Source organism: Parendozoicomonas sp. 2304DJ65-17, assembly GCF_058148445.1.
In genome coordinates this window covers 198,135-221,746 of record NZ_JBYVJV010000008.1, presented here as the reverse complement: position 1 = coordinate 221,746, position 23,612 = coordinate 198,135, and the positions used below count along the sequence as shown (strand labels likewise).

The following is a 23,612-nucleotide window of genomic DNA, read 5'->3' as shown; positions in this document are numbered from 1 at the left end:
TCGCCACCATAAACGGTGACAGAATCAATGCCAGTGAAGTAATTCACCCGCTCAGCAGCTCCACCTTCAACCAGAGCACCCTGCTCGTCTACTTCCATAGCCATGACCGCATTGGGGCGGAACAACATTGTGTCGTCACGGTCACTGCCGTAAATGCTGAGATTATCCAGTTGATCATCACTGTCTGAGCTGACATTAATAATGCCACTGCCCTGACCACTCAATCCAACGATAAAGCTATTACCGCCTTCTCCAGCATTAAGATTGAGGATATCCGTCACACCATTCTCACCGGTAGCGGACAACACATTTGCGGCGGTGTAGTTCACCCAGAACTCATCATCGCCATCACCGCTGCTAATAGTCGTCTCAGCTGCTGTGGCTGTAATGACGAATGTATCATCCGCGGAACCTGTATTAATGTTCAGGTTGTTAATCAGATGGGTTCCGCTGACCGTAACTTCGGTTTTAACGGTACCATCCTGATCAAGATTCAGGTTGGTTGTTTCAAAACTGCCGAACCAGATACCCTGCTGATTCAAACCGAGAACGCTGTCGTATGAGACGGAATATTCCGTATCAGCGACCTTGCCAGTAATGTACTCTGCGGAAACCGTGATAACCTCATCAACGATTTGCAACACATTCACGCTCACAGGAATATAGAATCCGCTGTCATCCTGCACGGAGGTCATATCGATACTGTAGGTTTGCCCGCCCTTCTCGATAATCAAACCGTCAATCAAACGACCCTCAATATCAGCTCTGACGGACTGGTTCAGCGCCTGGGTGATTAATGCTTCAACCGCGGCATCATCAAAGCTCATGGCTTTGAACATATCCGCATCGTCTACACTCATGCTCAAAGCGTCAATGTAACGATCCCAGTTACTGGCTGTGAGATAGGTTCCGCCATCCAGCGCGGATTTACCTTCAACATCTGGCCCACCATCGTCAGCATTTAAACGCCGGATGGCCACACTTTCGAGAACAACATCACCATTGCCATCAGTGCCGTAGTAGGAATATGTGTAATAGGAGTGATTGAGGTTATCAAGCTGTCTGACGTACTCCTTCTCAAGCTCAATAGTGTTACCACGGAGAGGGTTATTGGCATTGCTGGCTGAGCCAACAGTGCCGCTTTCCTTACCATCCACGTTGTAAGTGATTTCCAGCAACTCGCGAGTAGAGCGCTCATTATTTAAATCATTGGAGCGCAGCTCATTAACCCGATCTCCAAGGTCAATTCTCTGCTGGTAATCCCCGGAGCGAGTATCCCACTCCTCGACCTCTTTGAAGAGACTCGGATCCCAGATCTCCTGAGTATACCGATAGGTTGATTCACGATTACCGAGATCAATATCATTATTCTGATAAACCTTAAGCGCTGAATCTGCGGTCCAGCTGTAACCGTCAGCCTCCAGAGAGTCGGTCACGGAGATCAGCGTCAGATAGTTTTTAACGGCATTAAGCGCTGATTGAATTGCTTCGGCACGCCCCTTCAGGGAATCGTCAGACAAAGCATTCAATAAATCCTGATCATTTAACAGTGCGTCAAGACTATCCAGAGAGAAGTTCGCAAGACTGGTGTCCGTTGTTGCGCCCAACAACTGCAATCCACGAATAACAAATGCTTCGAGGGTATTTTCATACTCTGTTGCCAGATTGGAGCTATTGGATTCCAGCGTGTTCAGTAGTGACGTCAAAGACGCTTCCAGTTGATAGCTGTTCACCAGTTTATCGACGGATACGGTCACATCAGCCTGATTCTGTTCACCAGTCAACAAACGATCAATAACGCCAATGTCGGTTTCCTTGTTGATACGAATCAACGCAGCCTGAATTGTTTCATGGGTAATCAGAGGCTGGCCGTCATTATCAAGGATTTCAGGGATATCCTGCCCCAGGTTCGCCTCATCAAAAATAAAGTCTGCGAGATTCAGGGTTTGTTTCTGAACCTCTACATCCAATCCAGCGTTATCTTGAGCATTAATGGTGATTGTATCTGTACCGCCACCACCGCTAAGGCGTACCACACCAGCAATACGACTGATGTCGTAATTAGCCGCCATGGTTTTTTCTACTGTGCGTTCGGGCAGATTATCGAAACGATACGATCCTACGCCATCAGTCCATTCGGCTTTGTAGGTGTGCTCCACATTAACAGTGACATCCTGTTTCTGATCAACTTCGTAGAACAGGGACATCAGATCCCAGAATAGCTCAGCGCCCTTGGTGTGATGACTGCCACCAAAATGGGAGTAGTGCACATCTTCGTCAATCCAGACACCCTTCTCACCTTCAATATGAGGCATGTTGCCTCTACCGGTGCGCATTTGGGCATCATACAAATCCCGTTTGTACAAATCAGGGTCCGCGCCCCAATCGTCACCTTCCTCAGCAGAGTTCAAATGCCCTAAACGCACCTGGTCTGTATGAATAAAATCACCCCAGATTGTTTGAGCGACAACTTCTCGCAAATACTTGTTGAAAAAGGCGTAGTCCAGACTGAGATGCCCTACACGCTGGTGCTGGTTAGGGACGATTTCAGCCAGTGTTTCAAAGGCAATTTCTGTTGGCAAAATCGGTGACTTGCCACCTTTATAGAAGTAGTTCTCGTAATCAAAGTCACCATAACTTTCGCCCCACTCCTGGCCCGGCGCATTCAGTAATGCCTTTTCCAGCTCATCGAGTTTGAGATCATACTCTTTGGGATCTCGCCCACCATGAAGTGTGGTGTTCCGTACAGGGTTATAAACTGCTCTTTCAACAGCCTGGGCATAGAGTTTCAGGGCAACAGTAAGGTTGGCCTCAAGCAGGCGCCAATGTCTGTCACTGATTTTGACCGGAGCATCAGTAATCCACTTTTTGTAGAAAGCCTGGAAATCTTCCTGAGTTTTGGTGCGCTTCACCAAACTCAGATTGTTGTAATCCAGCGACTCTGACTGGAACACATCTTCCAGTACTTGCTGCTTCACGGTATAGGTAGCATTGGAAGCAGGATAGGTGACTTCAAACGTCTGCTCTTCACCGCCAATAATGAGCTGATCATCACCGGAACCCAGATTCAACAGCAGGCTCAGGCTTTCATCTAACCCATAAAGATAAACCTTATCGTCACCGCCACCGGTCACCAGAGCCAGACGTTCAACGTCGTTGATATTCTCCAGTTTGATACCCGCGCCATAAAGGTACTGACCACCTTCATTGTCGGTGTAAATGTGGAATTCATCAGCCAGTGCCGTACCAGCTATCACTACCGTATCAAAACCACTGCCACCGAAAATACCAACCCTATTGTTTTCTACATAGTCAATCAGGGTATCGTGGTCTTTCTCGTCAATGTTTCCTTCACTGTCACCGGCGCCAGCGCTGATATCACCACCACCAGATTCTTCGGTACCTCCAGCGCCATTATCAATCAACACGGCTTTCAGGAAGAAGGTGTCATCACCGCTTTCCCCATACAGCTCCAGTTCACCAATGTTGTGATTCACCTCAAAGTAATCATCACCAGCACCACCATAGAAATAACTGTTAAAGCTGACACCTGCCGTAATACCATCCGGGCCATTCACGACATCAATCTTCTGCCCATCTACGGTGACCTGCTTAACATCGATAACACGCCCTACAAGGAAGCTATCGTTGCCACCATCACCATACACATACATGGCCGCGGTGCTGTCATCGGAGATAAAGGTGTCGTCCTGTTTACCACCGTGAATCACAACATTCTCGGCACTGAAGTCGTAATAAACCCGTTGGTAATCTTCTGGTTCTGCCAAAGAAACCGAAGCGCTGGTTGTCGCCGCAGCATCGGCAATATCCATGGGTTTACGCACCAGGTCGGTGTTATCAACAGTCATCAGGAAGAAATTGCCGCGATTATCCTGACTGGCTTCAACCAGCTTGATCCGCCATGGGTTACGGCTGTCACCGCTGCCGGATACGTCCACACGGGTAATGGTGCTTAACGCTTCGAGGGCAGCTTTCAATTGTGCGGCTGTCGTATTTTCATCCAGCAGAACTGTCTCTTGTCCGGCATAGGTCAGACGGAAACTGCCTGCTTCCTTGGTCCGGGTCTGAGGGTCTTCATAAATACTGACAACCTGGGTTTCATTCTCAGGGCGACCAAACATGGCCTCCACATCAGGCTTACCGTCAAGCAGGGAGTCAGCAAAATCATTATTCACCCTTTGCACCAGCGCACGGCTGACTTTCGCCCTGGCAGCTGTTTCACTGCTGCTGTAGAGACGGAAGAACTGGTCTTCCACATTAGTCTCGGCATCCAGAATGATAATTTGCCAGGGTTCACTCTGAGTCCCCAGGCCAGACACTGTTACGGAATGAATAGACGTAAGAGCTTCCAGCTTGGCTTTCAGGGTCTCAGCAGTATCCGCGCTGGTTACCGCAGCGGTCGTTTCTCCGTGATAGCTGAGGGTAAAGCTCTCGTTAGGGTTCAGGACTTCCACTTCCTGGCGGCTGGCATCCGCGGTCATATGAAGGGTGTCTTTCACATCACCACCCCAGATTTCCACGCTATCGCTGTCGGTACTGCCCGTACCGCTGTCTTCAATAAAGACCTTGGAGCGCCCGTCTACAGTCTCGATCTGTTTACCATCAGAATCGCGGGTCGTCAGGGTCATTACATAGGTATCACTACCCTCGGTACCGTCCAGAACAGCTTCCTGAGTAAAGTTATCGACGGTAAAGGTGTTGGATCGTGACCCACCAAACAGTTCAAATTTCTCAAATACGCCCATGGCCTCACGTTCATGGACGGAAACCATCAACTCAGGATCTACGTCAGACTGTTGCTGTCCCGAAATTACCAGTTCTGTATCAGATAGCTGGAAGTTCAGATCGCGGGCTTCAATCAGAGTATCGATACCACCAGCATCAATAAACTGATCCTCACCTCCGTTACCGGTAATCACGTCATCACCCAGACCGCCATCAATGATGTCATCAAAGTTGGTACCAATGATGCGGTCGTTACCTTCACCGCCTTTAAGGGTCAACAGGTCTGCAGCCCGTGCCGTAACAACCTGATGTGAGCGAACGTCAGTAGAATTGGGCTCAAAACCAGCGACAATACGATCATCGCCACCTGAACCATCCACTGTAATACTGTCCGGGCTGACACTGGCGTCATCGTCCTTCAGGTCCATGCCATGAACCGTGATAACCAGACTTTTGGCACTGCTCAATGGGCGACCATTTTCATCAAGGGAAGGAGCGCCATCACTGTTCAGACGTTGATGAAGAACCTGAATAGTGTCTGTTTCCTTGGACTCAAGTTCTGTACCCGGATTATTCAGCTTGTGACCAACCTGGAAGTAGTCGTTCTCAGTGTCGGAGCCGGTAATCACTACCGAATCAACTCGTTTGTCATTTACCCAGGTAGGATCTTCAAACCAGTCAGTGGTCGGACCGGTATAACCAGGTTTGTCTTTAGCTTTAATCAGTTGCCCATCGTCGCCTTCAACCCAGATATCCTTCTCAATCAGGCGAGGACCTTCTTTCTCTACGGTGATAGACGACGACAGGTAGAAAGATTCCGTGTTGGCATTGGCTTGATCGGAGTAAATGGCGTATGTGTTATCGCTGTTCCTTTCAATTACCCACTCACCCTCATCATTCAAACGCTCAATAGCCTTAAATGCACTGGTGCTCTCAGAGAAAAGTTCTCCCTGAACAGAACTGAGGTCATAAGTAACGGAAATAACTGGTTCGCTCGCATCCGCGTCAGGTAGGGTCTGATAGTTCTCAAAGGTGAAAGCCCAGGGGTTATTATCCAAGCCCGTTCCTTCAACAGTGACATCATGGCCGCCATTCAAGGTTTTCAACTGGGATAGCTCTTCATTGCTTACACCGTCAGACAGATCAACATCAACGGTTCCTGGTACACCCGTTTTTGCAAAACTGATGTTTTGCAAACCTTCCGGTATGGCGATGGAGCCCTCAACAGCCGTCTCATCGGAGACAGATGGCACATAAGGAACTTCCAAAGGAACACTCATCGCCTGAACTGAAATAACCTTCTCCAGGGCAAACAGTGAACCATCGCTTTGGGTATCCGCCGCAATCAGAGCGATAGACCAGGGGTTGGTCTCAGTACCTTCTCCACTGACCAAAACCTGATCGATAGTTGCAAGGGAGTGGAGAGCGACCTGAATGTCAGCCGCCGTCATCTCTTGAGTAACAGCAACCGATGCGCCGTTGTATTCCAGAGCCGCATGGGACTGCCAATCCTCCAGAGACAACGACAACGTAGCCACAGCAGCCATGCGTTGCGCACGGTCTATCGTAGAGCTGTCGGTAAATGTTCCTGTGACAGCCGTCAGGTCTGTTACAGATAGTGCCTGGAAGGAGCTGCCATCGGCAGGCGTCAGGGTAATGAGCCAGGGAGACGCTTCTGAACCTGCGCCAGACACCTCAATAGAGGTATTCCAGAAAGCGTTAATCTCTCCTAAAGCCATGGCCAGCTTGTCAGTGGTCATGCTGGTATCAACGCGCACGCTGTCACTGCCGAGGCTGATAAGACCATGGGTTCCAGTCAGGTGGAGTATCTGCTGGTTCTCTGATATCTGCGCGGAACGCTGATCTGCTTTTTCCTGAACAACGGAGACACTAATCTTGTAGAAGTCACTGGCAGCATCCGCGGTACCTTCAAGAATCTTAATGGCCCAGATACCGGCGCTCTCGGAGAGCTGCTGTACCGCTACATTTTCCAAACCCGGCAAGTCTTCCAGAGCATGCTCCAGGTTTTCCAGGGATCCATCAAAGTCAACGGAGATAGTTTCACCGTTATAACGCAGCTCAATACCAGTAGCGGAGGTTGGAATGGTCAGCTGCTGCAGATCATGGCTAATGACCGCGCTGTCGACATTGGCAGCAGAGAAAATATCTGTTCCTGCCACTGAGTCAGCAAAACGAACAACCTGAAGCTCAAGCTGGTTATATGAACCGGTTTGTTGATCGGCAGAAACAAACTCTATACGCCATGGATCACTGTCGTAACCAGAGCCGGTGACAGTCACGTCGGTAATGGCCGTTAAAGCCTCGAGTCTCAACTCAAGCTGCGCAGCAGATAAGTTTTGTTCAACAACAATGGCCTGGTCACCGTACCAGAGCAGAGCTTCTGGCTCGTTAACCGCTAAGGTCAGCAGTTGTACCTGATTTGCAGTAATAGCATCAGCAGCTTCTCTATGATCAACAAGCCGTGGCGTTCCATCGTCGTTATACAAGTATTCTGCCGTATTATCGTTTAAGCGATAAAACAGTTGTTCAGTACGGGTATCTTCGCGGGTGAGAAGCGCGCCAAAATGATCCTGGGTTTTGTAGTGATGCCCCAGCATCTTGAATGAGTTATCACTGGTATTGGCTTCATTAAAAGTCACCAGCCAGGGAGAGGTCGACGTACCGTCACCATTGACAGTGACATCTCCAATAGCGGCCAAGGACTCCAACGCAGCTTCAATATCCGTTGTGGACATATCAGCGGTTATTGTGACGCTGTTGTTGTCTGTCCGACCTGCCGCAGCATTGCTTTCATCAAAGCCATAGAACAACTCAACACGAGTCAGCCCTTCAATCAGGGCAATTTCCTGTTGTTTGTTATTGCTGTCGAGACTCTCGGCGACAACATTATGATCCGTCAGGCGTGGCGAACCATCCGCGTTAAAGAGATAACGTCCGCCCTCTTCCAGGCTATATCGATAGAAGAACTCCCCTTCACGGTACATAGGATTATCAATGGCGTGATGGCGGGCCAGCTGTCGGAAATCGCCACTATCTTCCTGAGTAGCCTCAAGGAACGTGAATACCCAGGGCTCAGCTTCTGAACCAGTGCCGGTCACAGTCACATCAGCGACAGACGACAGAGACTCCAGCAATGCTTCAATGTCAGTCACACTCATATCTTTGCTAACAACAACAGAGTTGACGCTGGTACGACCGGCCTGAGCCTGATTCTGTTGATAGCCATAAAACAGCGTAACACTGTTGGTTCCGGCAGGAATGAACAATGTCTGCCGTGCATTAGCGGCTACGCTGTCATCAATATCTGCCGCGGCAATAATATCCTGTGTCAACTGACTGTAATTATCCGGCAAAACCTGATGATTGCCGTCACTGTCACGTTCAACCTGAAACTCAGTGGCCTTGCGTGAACCCAGCTCGATATCAACGCTTTCCAGGCTGGTATCCAGCAAATCGCCCACCTGAATATCGTCACCCGCCTGCTGAGTATCCAGATAAAGATGCTCAATCTTATCCAGGGCGAGGGTATCGCCATCAATAGTCAGATTCGCCAGCGTACCAACGCCAGCGCTATTCAGAACGACCTGATTCTGCCCATCATTAACCACGACATTGAGGGAGTCATCACCTTCCTGACCATCAATTTTCAACGTGGCGCCATCAGGAATATCCTGGTAACTCCAGGAAATAATATCGTCTCCAGTACCGCCATAGGCCTCAACAGATCCAGTGCCAGCATCAATGACATCATTGCCACTGTCGCCCCAGATCCGATTACTGCCCGCGCCTCCGAAAATCTGGTCGAAGCCTGCGCCGCCATGAATTTCATCATTGCCATCACCGGCATAGATCACATCACCATGGAACTGACGAACCATGTGATTATCCGTGGTCAATGTGACGCGCGCCCCACCCTCTGATTCAAGTGGGTATCCATATTGATCGTAATAATCAAAGGCCTGACCATTGGCCTTATAAATCTGGGACACCTGTAACTTGCCATCGATGTCTTCATAAGTAGCGATTGAGTTTTCATCACCACCATAAATCTTGTCATCACCACCATAGGTCATGATGACATCAAAACCGGCTCCCCCCTGAACCCGTTCACCACCATCTTTACCCATAATGGTGTCATCACCATCACCACCATCAAGCAAGATGCCGGAATAAGTAGTGCTGGCACCTTCAATCTTCAAACGATCATCGTCATCTCCGCCGTAAACCTTGTAGGCCCGGCTATCAATGCCTTTATCCCCCAGCATCTCGCCAGCGATCTTGATAAAGTCTTCACCACTACCACCGAAGATTTCCAGTGACGTCAGGAACACTTCCATTTCCGCGTCAGCAAAAATATCAATGACATCATCACCGCCACCGGCATTGATGATCAGATTATCAATTCGTCCATTGAGTTTCTTCAGGGAGTAACGATCGTTATGGCTGGTGCCATTAATCGTAACGGTTTTCACCTGACTGGCCAGGAACAGTTCCGCGCGCTGGCCGGTGCTCACGACAATAACGTCTTCACCTGCGTTATTATCTTTCCAGCTGCGAATAGCCGCGGCCATGGCCTGCTCTTCCGCCCGGGTGGAATACTCCGTATCCAGATAACCTTCCTTAACCAGATTCTCAAAGGAGAAGTCATCATCAATAGCCAGCACATCAACGGTATAGTTCTGGGCACCGCCGGAATCAGAACCGGCATAACGCAGTTTCAGGTTGTCGCCTTCAAGCACCGCGATATCTTCGGGCGCTTCGTGAATACATTCCCAATCGAACTCGGCGATCACTTGGTCAACAAAGCGCTCCCGTGCTTCAAACAGTGTGATAGTGGTAAAGCCAGCATCAATACCAATCCACATGAAGGCCTCCAGGAAAACTGAAAGCGCGCCATGCACATCGAATAAACACTGCGGCCCATGAGTTACTCTCTCAATCAGTTCGGAGCCATAGAATTTGCCATCGCCGACAGGTAGATCATTGAGGAACTCGGTTTCCTTATCATTCAGGTCAAAACCGACCAGCATCTCAATACCACCAAGAATACCGGCCTCAACCAAGCCTCCAATGCCCAACGACGCAGAAGCGCCGATCATGGCAGTCAGGATCAACTCATCTTCATCTTCCGGCGTATTTTCCTGACCATGGTCGTCCAGATAGAAGCCATTGAAGATGCGCCAGCTCTCAGACAGATCAAAGTCCGTATCCATCCACTGTCGCAAGCCCCGAGTATCAAAGCCAAAATCAAAGTTTGTATAGGCACCGATAGAACCGGCCAGGCCGGCATTCAAACCAGGGAATACTGGATAGGATTTAGAGTATTCAAACTCCAAAGCAAGATCAGGCAGGTCATACCAGAACAGATCGGCCTCACCACGACCCAGAATGAAATCAAGAACCGTCATCGGATCTTCAATAATAGGCAGGCGGAAGTTTTTCTCATTGCCGCTATCAAGCCCCTTTTGATCAGGCCCTTTCACCGTTTTACTGTGACTGCCTAACTGCTGATTTCTATCAGACTCAGACTTAGCGCCAGCGACATCGTCTTCCGTAGTCTCTGCGTCTGGATCTTTAACCAAACCTTCGGTGAGATTGAAATCTCCAAAGTTAATCCCACCGGCATCAGACAGCCCTTGAACCGATTCGAGGAAGTCAATGGTGACCGCCAGAACCTCAAGAACTTTCTTGGCTGTATCTACGGTTTGAGCAGGCAGGCGCAAATAGGCCAGATCGATAAATTGAACCTTGGTGATACCAAGATCAATTTCCATCAACAGCAAATCAACCACTGGTTTGATGGGTTTAACAATGCTGTAAACCGCATCAAAGGTGTCACCCAGGAAACTGTTGAAAACACTGCCAACATCCAGAGTCACATCTTCCAGAACTACCTCAGGATCACCAAATTCTATAGTGGTTCCTTCAGTCGTGGACAATTCAACACGACCCAGTTCCTGATGATAATTAATATTGGTTGATACAGAGGGGAGGAATTCCAGCAAATCACTGGATACTTCAGCCTTGAGATACGCGTTGGCTTCCGCCACGGCATTCATCGCCAGTTCAAGGCTTTCTCCAAGCTCCAGCCGGCCGTCGTTATTACCATCTTCAAGGTCAATACCAAAGTGACCAGATAGACCGCTGCCCACGAGATCTTCAAAGGTCATCTTCAGGAAGCCAAGGGTACCTTCAGCAGTAGAGCCTTTGGCCAGTTTGGCATCAACATCCAGGGCAATTTCTTCACCGGCCTCGGTAATGCCAGATGTATCAAAAAACACGCCCATATTGATGGTGTTGCCCGAGCCCATGTTACCGATACCCAGACCAACGCCCATCAGGTAATCGATATAAGTTTCAAAAGCTGCATCAATATCAAGGTTCAGACCAGGCAGGCCTGCATTAAAATCAATAGGCAGATCGCCATCCACCAGCACACCGGCAAACTTTATATTGAAAGTAATCAAACCATCCGCGGTAAGAATTAATTCAATATCGTCAGCGCTCTCCGGTTTTTTGGTAACAAGTTTGCCATCATCGTCATAAACTTCATTACCCTGCTCATCCAAAGCGGGAACCGCAAAGTAGAACAGGTCACTGTCGATACCTTTCAGGCCGTTATACAGCTGCAGTCTTATTTCATTAAGGATGGCCTCACTTGTGGAGGTCTTGGAGTCCGCCTGATCTTCCAGCCAGGCACCCAGCTTATTGTCCTGATAGGAACCACCGGATTTATCACCCAGTACAGACAACCCAGCGCTGCGCAGACTGTTGGCCAGATCATCAAATGGCGCGCCGCCCAACAGCGGTAATTCAATGGAGTCGATACCATCGGCCATGGAGTCAATCGCTCCGAAAAATCCTTCAAGGCCTGCAAGCAGCGTGGCAGGATCATCAAGCAGCGCCAATAACGCGGTAACAACATCAAATTTCAGGTCAAACTTCGGAACAATAAGGTTAACGCCCGAGAAATTAAGCCCCGAACCTTCAACGGTAGCTTTGCTATCAAGGTGAAGAACATTGTCTCCATAACCATCATTGTTCTTGTCGTAAGTGCTACCACTCACTGGAAGCGCTTTGATTGGGAAGTAAAGCGGCAGGTTAATATCTATACCCGCTTCACCTGCCAGTTTCAGAGTATCATCAATCTGATCAAAGTCGATTCGGCCATCACTGTTGGCTCCAAGTTCTTTTGACTCATCAAAATCGATATCAACACTGGCAGTCAGACTGGCATCGCCGTCATCAACAAGGAAACCAATTTTGCCTAGAGCGCCAGCATCAACGCCCATGGTAAAGGCCAGGTCATCTGCATCACCTGTAATATCCGCGCTAACAAAACTGCTGGCGTCCAGATACAGATCAAGGTCACCCAGATCATTGAAATCGATGCCAAAGCCGATGTTCACATCGACGTCGGCGTTTACGCTTAATTCTGCGTCCGCTTCCAGAGCCAGGGTGTCGCCGGTAAGGTTTACCAGCTCCTGCAGACCAATATCTTCTGCCTCCAACGCCAGACTGTGAGACGCTGAGAACAGCGTATCCAGAGTCAGGTCGACATCGAAAACGCCACTGTCAATGGTATAGCCAATAACCTCTGTTTCAGCAGAAAGACCCAGTGTGTCGTTGACCAGATCGTTAAACAGATTAATCAACGCCTGCAAGCTACTGCTGTCGTCTTTTTTCTGTTCCTCCCGAATCTGATCCCGCAGGCTATCGATGGACTGGCCAAAGGCGCTGACAAAATCAACGGTTCCATTACCCATCAAATCGGCAACGGACTTGTCCAGTAAATCAATCTCCGAGAACAGGAATCCGGTTTGCAGGCGCTTGCGTTCAAACACCCGGTTACCTGCGGCAGAGCTGAAACTGATTGCCGCCATTGCGACCAGAGCGTCACTGAATTCAGAAGATTCATAGCTACCCAGCAGTTGCCAGTTTTCCTGATAAACATGAAGGGCTTTGTTATCGTCCTGCCCGGTTTCAAAACCAAGCACGGTGTCGCCGTTGCCCAACTGCCATTCCAGCAACTGAATAGGTGAACCCTGTGCGTTGATACCCGCTACAGATACGGTTGTAGTTTGTACATAATCACTGTCCAGGCTTTCCTGGAAGTTCCAAATCTGTCGATAAACGTTATTGGTACCCTGCTCAACCCAAACGTCCCGATTAATGCCAATAGCGCTGTCAATGGCAAACGACAAAGTATCCAGCAGTAATCCAGGAGACGCTTCAATCAGTGCTTTAACAAGAGCATTTTTTACATCCTGGAAACTTGGTAGTTGATTCTTGAGGGCTTCTTTATCAAGGCCAGATAGATCCAGAGTGAATCCACCAATCTCCTGGTAATTAATATCAACGGCCGTAAAGGCAATTTCCGCTACCTGCACTCCAGACAGGTACATGGGCAACACAACCTCAAGCCCGGCATTCAAGCTGGTATTCAAACCGCCAGCACCGTTGTAAGTCACTGATGCAAACGGTGTATCGGGGCTGGCGCTGTCTAACAAACTGACAGTACCGTTTTCAATAGCCGCGCTGAGAGATAAAGAGTCCAGTAAAGCCCTCAGGTTTTCAGGTAAGGCATTAATAAGGTCGTCCGGGATAACCAGTTCGCCGACAACATCCAGATCAGAAATACCGAAAGTGTCCAGATCCAGTTCAAAACCAATACCAGACGATGCCCCCCTATCGAAGGCTTTCTTAACCAGGCCAGTATCAAAATCGTAGGTAAAGCCAAGACCAAGAATGGCTTCACCTATCATCTGGAATTGTGCTGCGGCTTCCAGGCTCAGGAGGCTGCTGATATCCGACTGCACACCGAGAGTATCGAAAAGCAGTTCGGTGACATCAATGTTAAGCCCGTAGCTTTCGTCAATTGCCAGCGCATCAAAGAATTGGAAATCTAAACCCGTGTTTTTATCAAGCAGAATAGAAACGGAACCACGGCTGGCATTGAGCAGACTTTCTACTTCCCGCTCAAGGGCATCCAGCATGGCTTGAGCATCCGCTCCCAGAGTCCAGTTTTTGTCCTGGTCAACCGTAACCGTCAGCCCAAGGCCGCCGCTGTCCAGCCCTGCCCCTATCACTCGCCCCAGACCGGCAATCATCGCCTGCAGGTTATCTGACAGTTTCAGTACATCATTGAGAGAACTGTTCAGCAGAGGCAGATTCTGATTGAGGAAGTCCAGACCGGAAAAACTATCAGCCACATCTTTCAGTGGATTAATCAGCGTTGTTTGCAGGTTGATTTCAAAACCAAGACTGGCTTCGAGAGGATCCACAGATTCATCAACAAAACTCTTTGCCGCACGAACAACGACGTTGTCTACATAATCTTCAACATCAACACCATCAAGACCGAGTTCAGACAACACCGCATCACCTGCATCCGTCAGATCAGCAGGTAAAACAACTGCGAAACTGCCTTGATCCTTAAATCCATCAGGCTGTTCATTGTCTTCCACACGATTCAAAGCAAAGCGTACCGAAGCGCCGTCGATTTCCGGGTCACCCTGTCCATCAAAGTTGAAGTCCAGCCCGGTAATATTTGATGCAAAACCAAGCTCATGGAGAGTGGTTTCAAACACGTCCTGACCGGAGCGCAGCAGATTACCGAATGTCACCGCCACATCCATATTCAGGATTAACTCAGCGACAATACGGGTGTTGCCCAAAATATCCAGATTCGGCAGCAGGTTAGTCGCCGACAGACCCAGTTTTGCCAGCTGATCAACAATATCACCGGCACCAGCCAACACATCATTCAGTTCACTGGCCAGACCGGCGGAACCAGCCTGCAAGGCGTCCTTCACCTCTGCGGTCAGCGTTTGACCTTCCGCCTCCAGCTTCTCCAGTAACCTTTCCCCCATTCCGGGAATCAAGCCCAGAATGGTTTCGAAGTCACTGAGATGATCATTGAGCGTATTGGTTAAAGCTGCTGCCTGGCTGGCTTTATCCGAAGCGTTGTTTTGAATAGCGTCGAAGAATCCATAAATCTGATCCAGATACTCAGCCGCTGGCCCCGCCAAAGTACTTGGTTTGATTCTCAGATCCAGAGAATCAATCGCTTTTTTCAGTTCTCCACCGATAACTGGTATGCCATCAATTAACTGAATCAGATCAGCGATTTTGTTATTGAGAAAATCTGTCAGGCCTTCGGTCTGTTCAACGAAAATATCCTGAAGTGTTTTACTTATGGATCCAAGCGCCAACTGGTCGGCAAGCTCAGAGGTTTTTTGCTGAATGGCCGCCACATTACCCTGAACATCCTCAAGCAACAGACGGATTTCCCCTGTGATTCTGGCCAGAGAATCAGGCAACTGCCCAGCTAATAACGTCAGGCCTTCAACAATATGTTGTAGTTGTTGTACGTTTTCATTGTTATTCAGATTCTGAGCCAGCGTATTAACATCAACGCCCTGATTCAATAAATCAGCCAGAGCCAACACACTGTTGAGGCTGCCATCCAACGTCCGCATCAATACCCGGTACTGATCAGAATCAAAAACGGGATTGATATCGATGGTAAAGCCAAAACTTTGTGGCGTATCCGCGCTGAACATGGCTTTAAAGCTGTCCAGTGAAAAGCCATTCTTGAAAGGATTATCAAAGCTGAAATTAAATAGCTTTCCTGTATCCAGCGAGCCCACACCACCAAAGAAATCAAAGAAACCCGCCAGGCTGGGAATATTGGGTAGGTAATTACCAATCTGCGCGCGAATACCGTTAAAGTCAGGCAGGTCAGGAAGAGCGATGGTATTAAAGCCAATACCAGACAGAGAAAACTGTGCACCCAGGAAGGCATTAAACTGTCCAAGGCGCAGGTCTTCGATAAAGCTGTTCAACCCCTCTGGAAGCGATAAGTCGAAACCAGCCCGCAAAGTATCCGGCAGTTTGGATAGTAGCCAATTCAAGGCTTCGGGGGATTCCAGCGAGAAATCAAACTGCCCATTGACCAGTAGCTCCCAGAATTTTTGCTTGCCAAGGTCAGCAGAAAAGTCGATATCCAGACCGGTTGCACTGAAATCGAAGAAGCCATTGAGCTCATCAAACAACCCTTGCAGTACAGCCAGCTGGGGCGCAGTGAGCTCAGCAAATGTCAGGTCGAAATCTGGAAGATCAAAACCACTGCGCAGCCAGGCGTCAACAGATGGCAAATTACTGAGCAGGTCAAAGTCCGTGCTGATAAAGCCGGGCAGCTCGAAGAAAGAACCAATGGCGGGTAACGCCAAGTTGATATCAAAGCTGGGAACGTCAAAGTTTAGCTCTTCCAGAAGGCGGTGGACATACAACATCAGTCCATCAATATCACCAGCATTCAGAGTCGCCAGCCCCAGATCAAAACGGGCATTGAGCGCTGTTTTCAAAATATCCAGATGTGCTGCAATGCTGGCATTGAAATCAATATCCAGATCCAGCAGTTTGCCAAGATCAGAGAATGAGGTATCAAACTCAAACTTGGCGGCTGTCACTAACACGCGGTACAGCTCAACACTGTAATCCCCCAGAGACAGGCGGAAATCTACCAATGCTTCCGGTGTGCTCAGATCAATATTCAAGCCATAAAGATTATTAAGCAGCTCCCCCAACCCATTCAGGTGGACATCACTGGAGAGGTCAAAGTCAACACCCAGATTCAGAAGCTCACCCAGTTTGGGCGTCCACAAATCCGAACCCGCTACGAACGGATTAAAGGTCAAGGCAAAGTAGGCTTCACCAATACCGGGAAGATCCGGTAGCTCAGCCATCAGGCTGGCCAAAAGTTCTTCCAGGAAATCGGGAATATCAACGTTAACACCGATATTACCCAACAGACTGCTCAGCTGGCCGGCGTAGAGATCAGACAGGCCAGAGAGCATATCCAGCAGTTTTACCTGCAGATCGGCACCGAGAATAAAGTCGAGTCCAAAATCAAAACCCTCTGGTGTGTCCAATTTGGACAGCTTCAGAGCTGGCAGGAAATAATCACTGAACTCAAAGCCAAGGTTATCCAGCCCTGGCAAACTCAAAGCCAGAGGCAGAGACAGGTTGTAATCATCCCCAAAGTCCCAGGCAATCGGGTTCTTGAGGAATACACTGTTCATATCAGCAAAACTAATGCGATTACCGGTCAATCCTGCCAGCAATCCATCAAGAGTCGCTCGGTAATGGAAGGCTGCGTCAGCTATTCCACCCAGATTAAAAGGCAGCTCGACATTCAGCGTATCCAGGCTGACATCGACGACACCTGTCAGCTCCTGCAATTCCAGCCATAAGTCGTCCTGACTTATATCGAACGGGTTATCCAGTGACATTCCCAAACGGAATCCGGCATTAAACGTGGCCAACGCTTTGGCCAGAGCTCCACCAGAAAATGGCAGGTCAAAATCCGCCAGATCAATGCCATCCACTCCAAGACTGGACAGCAGATCAATCACCGGTTGCCCCAGGTCACCCAGACTTTGGATTTTACTGATCAGCCCAGTAAAGGGATTGCCGCTGAGATCGTCAAAATCAAAGGACTCCAGCAGGGTTTCTTTCAAGTCCAACCCGAAATCCATGAACAACGCATTAAGGCTCTGGTCGTAACCAAAGTTAATATTGATACCACCGGTTTCGGCACTGAAACCCAGCAAGCTGCTCATGCGCGCAGACAGAAAACTACCCAGGCCGGAAAGCGTGGAGCCAATGCCATAAAGGTCGATCCAGGCCAATTTGAAATCAGGCAAGCTACCCGGAAAATCTGCCAAACCCAACAGATCACCAAATTGTTTCAGCGCGTCAAAGCGAGCATCCAGAGACAGGCTCAAACCTGTCTCTGGATCAAAGTAAGGCACTTCCAGATCAAGAAGCTTGGTGACCTGAATATACGCCTGCATTTCCAGAACAAGCGCTTCGAAATCAAAAACGGTACTTAAAGTTTGAACAATTTTATCAAGGCCAAAATCTCCCAGAGGCAAACCACCTAAATCAAAGCTGGCATCCGCAGAGAAACCATTTACATCGAACCCCTTCATATCGCCCAGGAAGCTACTGAGCATATTCACCAGAAACTCTGGCGAAGTGCTCAACATATAAGGCACAAGCGCGCCTTTAATCGCCTCCCAATCTGGCAGTTGAGCTTTCAACCCTTCGAATGACAAACCAGCAGTATCCAGCGCAAAACCGCCATTGAACAGCAATGCAATATCACTCAGAGAGAATTCAGACAGATATTCACTACCCAGATAAAATGGCAAAAGCAGGTTTATCTGACTGCGCAAGGCAGGAACAAAATCAGCACCGTTAAACAGAACTTCCGCAAACGGATTGGTCGTATCAGCCAGCAAATCCAGGGTACCATTCTGTACCCCCAGAATAACTTTCAGTTGCTGAAGAACTGGTTGCAGGTTGGCAGGCAGAGCATTTATAACGCTATCCGGCGCACTGAGAATAGTTTCAGCGTCAATATCACTGGCGCCAAAGCGATCCAGTAGCAGCTCAAATCCAGTTCCCTTTTGCTGCCCCTTATCAAAGGCAAGCTGAGCAAAAGTGGATGTATTGAAGTTGTAGTTAAAACCAAGAGCCAGAACAGCCTGCCCGAGCATTTCAAATTGGGCCGCTGCTGTCAGATCCAGAATATCGTCAAGATCTGAACCAGTAATACCCAAAGTTTCAAACAGCTTTTTACCCAGATCCAGACTCAGGCCAAAGTTTTTATCAATTGTCTGGGTATCAAACAGCTGAAAGCCAAGACCACTCTCTTTATCGAAGGTTAGGGTTACCGAACCACGGGAGGTATTAAGAAGATTCTCAATCTCGCGTTCTAAAGCATCAAGCATGGCCTGAGCGTCAGCACCCAACGCCCAGGTAAATGTATCGCCGACCTTTTCAACCATCACGGTCAGACCTAGGGCACCACCGTTGACACCTGCGTTAATAACGCGCTCAAGACCGGCGATCATGCTTTGCAAACTATCAGACAGCTGAAGTACGTCATTTAAAGAACTGTTTAACAGCGGCAGCTCCTGATTCAGGAACTCTAAACCGGTAAAGCCGTTTACCAATTCTTTCAGTGGCGCAATCAGGGTGTTTTCCAGATTTATTTCAAACCCCAGATCGGCCTGAAGGGGTGTATCAACGCTGTCAACAAATTGCTTCGCAATACTGATCACAACATTATCGACATAATCCTCAACATCTATGCCATCAAGTCCCAACTCAGCCAGTACACTCTGACCAGGACCGGTAAGATCGACAGGTAGGACGATGGCAAAGCTGCCCTCATTCTTAAAGCCATTCAGTGGATCACTGTTTTCTGAACGATTGACTGCAAAGCGAACGGAGGCACCGTCAATATCCAGTTCGTCATCATTATCAAAATCAAAGTCGAGCCCCGTAACATTGGAAGAAAAACCCAATTCGTGGAGCGTGGTATCAAAAACACTTTCACCGGCACGGAACAGGTTGCCAAAAGTCACGGCAACATCCATATCCAGAATAAGCTCAGCGACAATGCGGGTATCGCCAAGAAGATCCAGATTTGGCAAGAGATGAGTGGCCGACAGCCCCAGCTTAGCCAGTTGCTCAGCCAACTGTCCGGCTCCCGCCAAAGCATTATTCACTTCGCTGGCAAGGCCTGAAGCCTTGCTTTGAAGAGCAGTTTTCAAATTATCAACCAGCGTCTGACCTTCATTCTCCAGCTTTTCTATCAGGCGCTCTCCAAGCCCGGGAATCAAGGCAAGGATATTTTCAAAATCGTTAAAATTATCATTCAGCGCGGCCACTAACGCAGCTGCCTGATCAGCACCGGAATCTTTCTCCGTATCAAACAGAGCATAAATTTGATTGAGGTAATCAGCGGCGGGGCCTGTCAAAGCTTTTGGCGTGATCCTTAAATCCAGAGATTCAATCGCTTTTTTCAGCTCACCACCAATCACCGGAATGTTATCAATCAGCTGAACCAGGTCGGAAATCTTATCATTCAGAAACCCTGTCAGCTGGTCTGCCTGTTCGTCCATCAGCTCCAGAAGAGTCTGCCTTGTTGAATCCAGCGTCAGCTGGCTGGCAAGATCATCAACCTTTTGCTGTAATACTGCTGCATTGCCCTGCACGTCTGCCAGCAGCAGACGCACCTCCTCAGTCACCTGCGTCAAAGCATCGGGCAGCTGATCTGCCAGAAGAGTCAAGCCTTCAACAAATTGCGTCAGTTGTTGTACATTCTCATGATTGCTCAAGTCCTGAGCCAGCGTCGTGATGTCTAACCCATCTTTCAATAACTCAGCCAGAGCCAAAACGCCGGACAGGCTGGTATCCAAAGTCCGCATCAACATACGGTATTGATCAGAATCGAATACCGGGCTGATATCAATACTGAAACCAAAACTCTTTGGCGACGCCGTACTGCCATCACTGCTAAACAGATCTTTGAAGCCCTGCAGTGACAAACCGTTGGCAAATGGGTTATCAAACTGAAAATTAAACAGTTCACTCGTGCTGGATTCGCTGCCCTTACTCAGGAAGTCAAAAAAGCCTGAAAGATTTGGCATACCAGGCAGTAAGCCTACCAGTTGCCCACGCACATCATTGAAGCTGGGCAGTTCTGGCAGTTGGATTTTGATATAGGGAATATCCAGCTTTTCAAATTCAACAGTCAGGAAGCTATTGAACCGACCAGCAACAAGACTGGCGATAAAACTATCAACGCCTGATGAATTAGAAAGATCAAAACTCCCCTGAGATCCTGGCAAACGACTTAACAGCCAGTTGAGGGATGGGGTTGATGTCATGCTGAGTTCAAAAGACCCTGCGCGCAATTCATCCCAGAACTGCTCTTTGCCGGCCGCAGTTGAAAAATCAATGTTCATGCCGGTGGCACTGAAATCGAAAAATTCATTCAGCGTATTGAACAGGCTCTGCAGCGCAGACGATTCTGATGAACCTTCTGACAGGTCAAGCTGGCCAAACTCAAGGTCGAAAGATGGTAGACTAAAATCATTTAACAACCATGCCGTAACAGCTGACAGGTTACTGGCAAGGTCAAAGTCGTTTGTTGTAAATCCTGGCAGATCAAAGAAAGAACCAATAGCAGGCAATGCGATATTGATATCAAAATTTTCATCCACCAGAAGCTGGTACAACTCAACACTGAAATCGCCGATATGGCTTCTGAACGTCTGTCGTTCCTGTTCATTTGAAGCAGGAATACTGAGGGAGAATTGAGTGTTGAGCAGAGTGGTCAGTTTCTGCAAATGCTCATCAAGGGAAATATCAAAGTCAACGGACAATCCGAGTTTGTTACCCAGACTGGTCAGCCAGCTTTCCCCTGTTTCAGGGTTCTCACCACCATTGAAAGGATTAAAGTTCAGTGCAAAATAAGCCTTTCCAATAGCTGGAATATTGGGAAGCTCACCCGCCAGTTTCTCCAGAAGCCCTTCAATAAAACCCGGTACCTGAACATCCGCACCCAGCTGACCAAGAGCTTGTGTCAACTGCCCTTGATATAAGGCCTCCAGACTGTCCAGCATGCCAAGCAGCTTGCCCTGCAGATCAGCACCAATAATAAAGTCGAGCCCGAAATCATACTCTGAGTCGGCATTAGCTTTGGCTAAGGTCAGAGTTGGAGTGAAGTAATCCTGAAGGTTATCAAATCCAAGAGCATCAAGCCCAAGAACTGATAAATCGATGGCAAACGGCAATGACAGATTAAATGAATCATCAAAATTCCAAGCGAAAGGATTTTCACGCAAAGCATCGGCTATGGTTGAAAGATAAATCCTTTGTCCTTCAAAACCCGCGAGAGCACCATCAAGATTAACTCTATAACGCAGACCACCCTTATCAATCTGCGGCAACCCAAAAGGCAATTGCAGAGTCAATTCTTCCCCTGCAATTTCTACAAAAGCATCGAGTTCCTGAACTTCCAGCCAAACATCATCAGCGCTGGCAGCAGATAAGTCGTCCACGGCAACCGCAACACGAAGGCCAGCCGAGATTTGAGCCAGCGCTTCAAAAATCGCTGAGCCTGTTAAACCAAGATCCAGGTTCGCTATATCAACCCCTGTTCCACCGACGGACTCAAACAGGTCAACAAGCTCCTGTGCTTTGTCGCTCTCTTCGCGCAAGCGACCGAGAATGCTATCCAGCGGATTACTTGACAGCTGACTTGTATCAAGGGTGTTCTTCCACTGTTGTTGGAGCTGCAGCTGAATATCAAGATAAAGAACACGCTCAGCCTCGTCGTAACCAAAACTCAGTTGAATACTGCCGTATTCAGCATCAATGCCAGCAGAAGCCGTCAATTGCGTTGAAAGGAATGCAGATAAAGATTCGAGGGTGGCATCAACACCATACTGCTGTTGCCAAAGTTGAATAATCTCATCCAGAGTGGCGGAGGCATCAAAACCCTCCAGAAGCTCGGCGTATTCTTGTAGAGCCAGCAAACGCTGCTCATCAGTCAGTTCCACGCCGGTTACTTCATCAAGGTAAGGTGTGGCCTTATCAACAAGCTGACTGATTTCTAAAAACTCTTCCGCTTTTGCAGCCATAGAAGAAAAATCAACTGCACCGCGCAGACTGTTCAGCAATAGATCAAAACCAACTGGAGCGGATATCAGCTCATCAAAATTAAAATCCGCATCAAACAAAGCGCTGTTCACATTGAGAGCTTGCGCAAGCAGCGTTGTTTGGAGTTTTTCCAGCAATTCAGGAGTTAACGGTGAAGATGGCTCAAGGTCTTCAACTGATAAAACTTGCCCGACCACTGACATATTTGCATCGTCAGCAGGTGATGATTGAAGAACACCTTCATAAACAGGCTCATTAGAGGCAAAAAAGTTTGCGGCACTGACTTCAATAAAACCGGACTCATACTCAAGAGCCCAGTCACCGCCAATAAACTGATTGCCAGTCAAATCATCTGATGCAGCAATATCAGCTTCAGTGACACCAGAAAGCCTGTCGACAAACTTAATACCCAGCTCGCCCTGAGCGACATTACAGCCATACAGCAAAATGTCGCCATCCGATGACATAGCCTGACCAATATTTGTCAGCTCTCGACGATAGCGCTCAAGATTACTGTTATTGAGCTGAACCATTCCAAGCTGGACGCTCCCCATCCCACCATGGGAGAGAATATGCAGCACACTTACGCCCTGATGTTGCTTCGCTACACTTTCCAGTTGCTGGATACCATCTTGCTTAGCGTCCAGTACAACAACTGTCACGTTAGCCGGACCATCTTTCGTATCAGCATTGACTGCTTCATCTTTATCAGCGTCATCGACTGATGTTGTTACAGCAGGGAGAACCGCAGTTTTAAGAGCGTAATCTCCATAATCTATAGAGCGCCATTCAAGGTTTTGCAGGACCTCTTCCCCGACAAAACGGGAAAGCACAACCTCAAAATCATCGACACTGGGATCAACAACAATCATCTGCTGGCCAGAAAGATCCTGAACCAACTTCATATCGGCGGGGCTAAGTACTGTGGTAGAAACTTCGGGAGTATTCGGGGAGGTTACCGAAGACTGATCAGTTGGGGGATTATCTGTATCAGTTTCAGAAATGACTTCATCATCTTGGGATACACCAGTTTCCTGCTCTCTTATAAGCTGCAGAATCTCTGACTGGTTCGAGGCTTCAACCAGGCCTTTTTCAATCAGTTGCTCTACAACTTCATTTTCATCGAGCTGTGATCGCAACAGCTCATCCATTGCCAAGGGAGCGGCATCGGCACTGAGCAAATGCCGGTTTTCCATCTGCTCAGCCAGATAAAGATTCTGTCTTCGAATTTTACGGCCACTGCTGTTCCATAAAAAACGACGAAGCTCATTAAGCTTTGCGTAGCGAGACTGAACGACCCGACGAATCATTACCAACAT

General features: G+C 48.4%; 1 protein-coding gene (only partly in view). It reads right to left on the bottom strand.

The genetic code is table 11. The annotated features are described in order from the left end of the window. A protein-coding gene (locus ACY2RR_RS18825; protein WP_490109721.1) for a DUF4347 domain-containing protein crosses the window boundary here: on the bottom strand, positions 1-23,612 show its 5' portion. It extends 11,560 nt beyond the left edge of the window; the window shows 23,612 of its 35,172 coding nt (coding positions 1-23,612); its start codon is at positions 23,610-23,612; its stop codon lies off the left edge, out of view.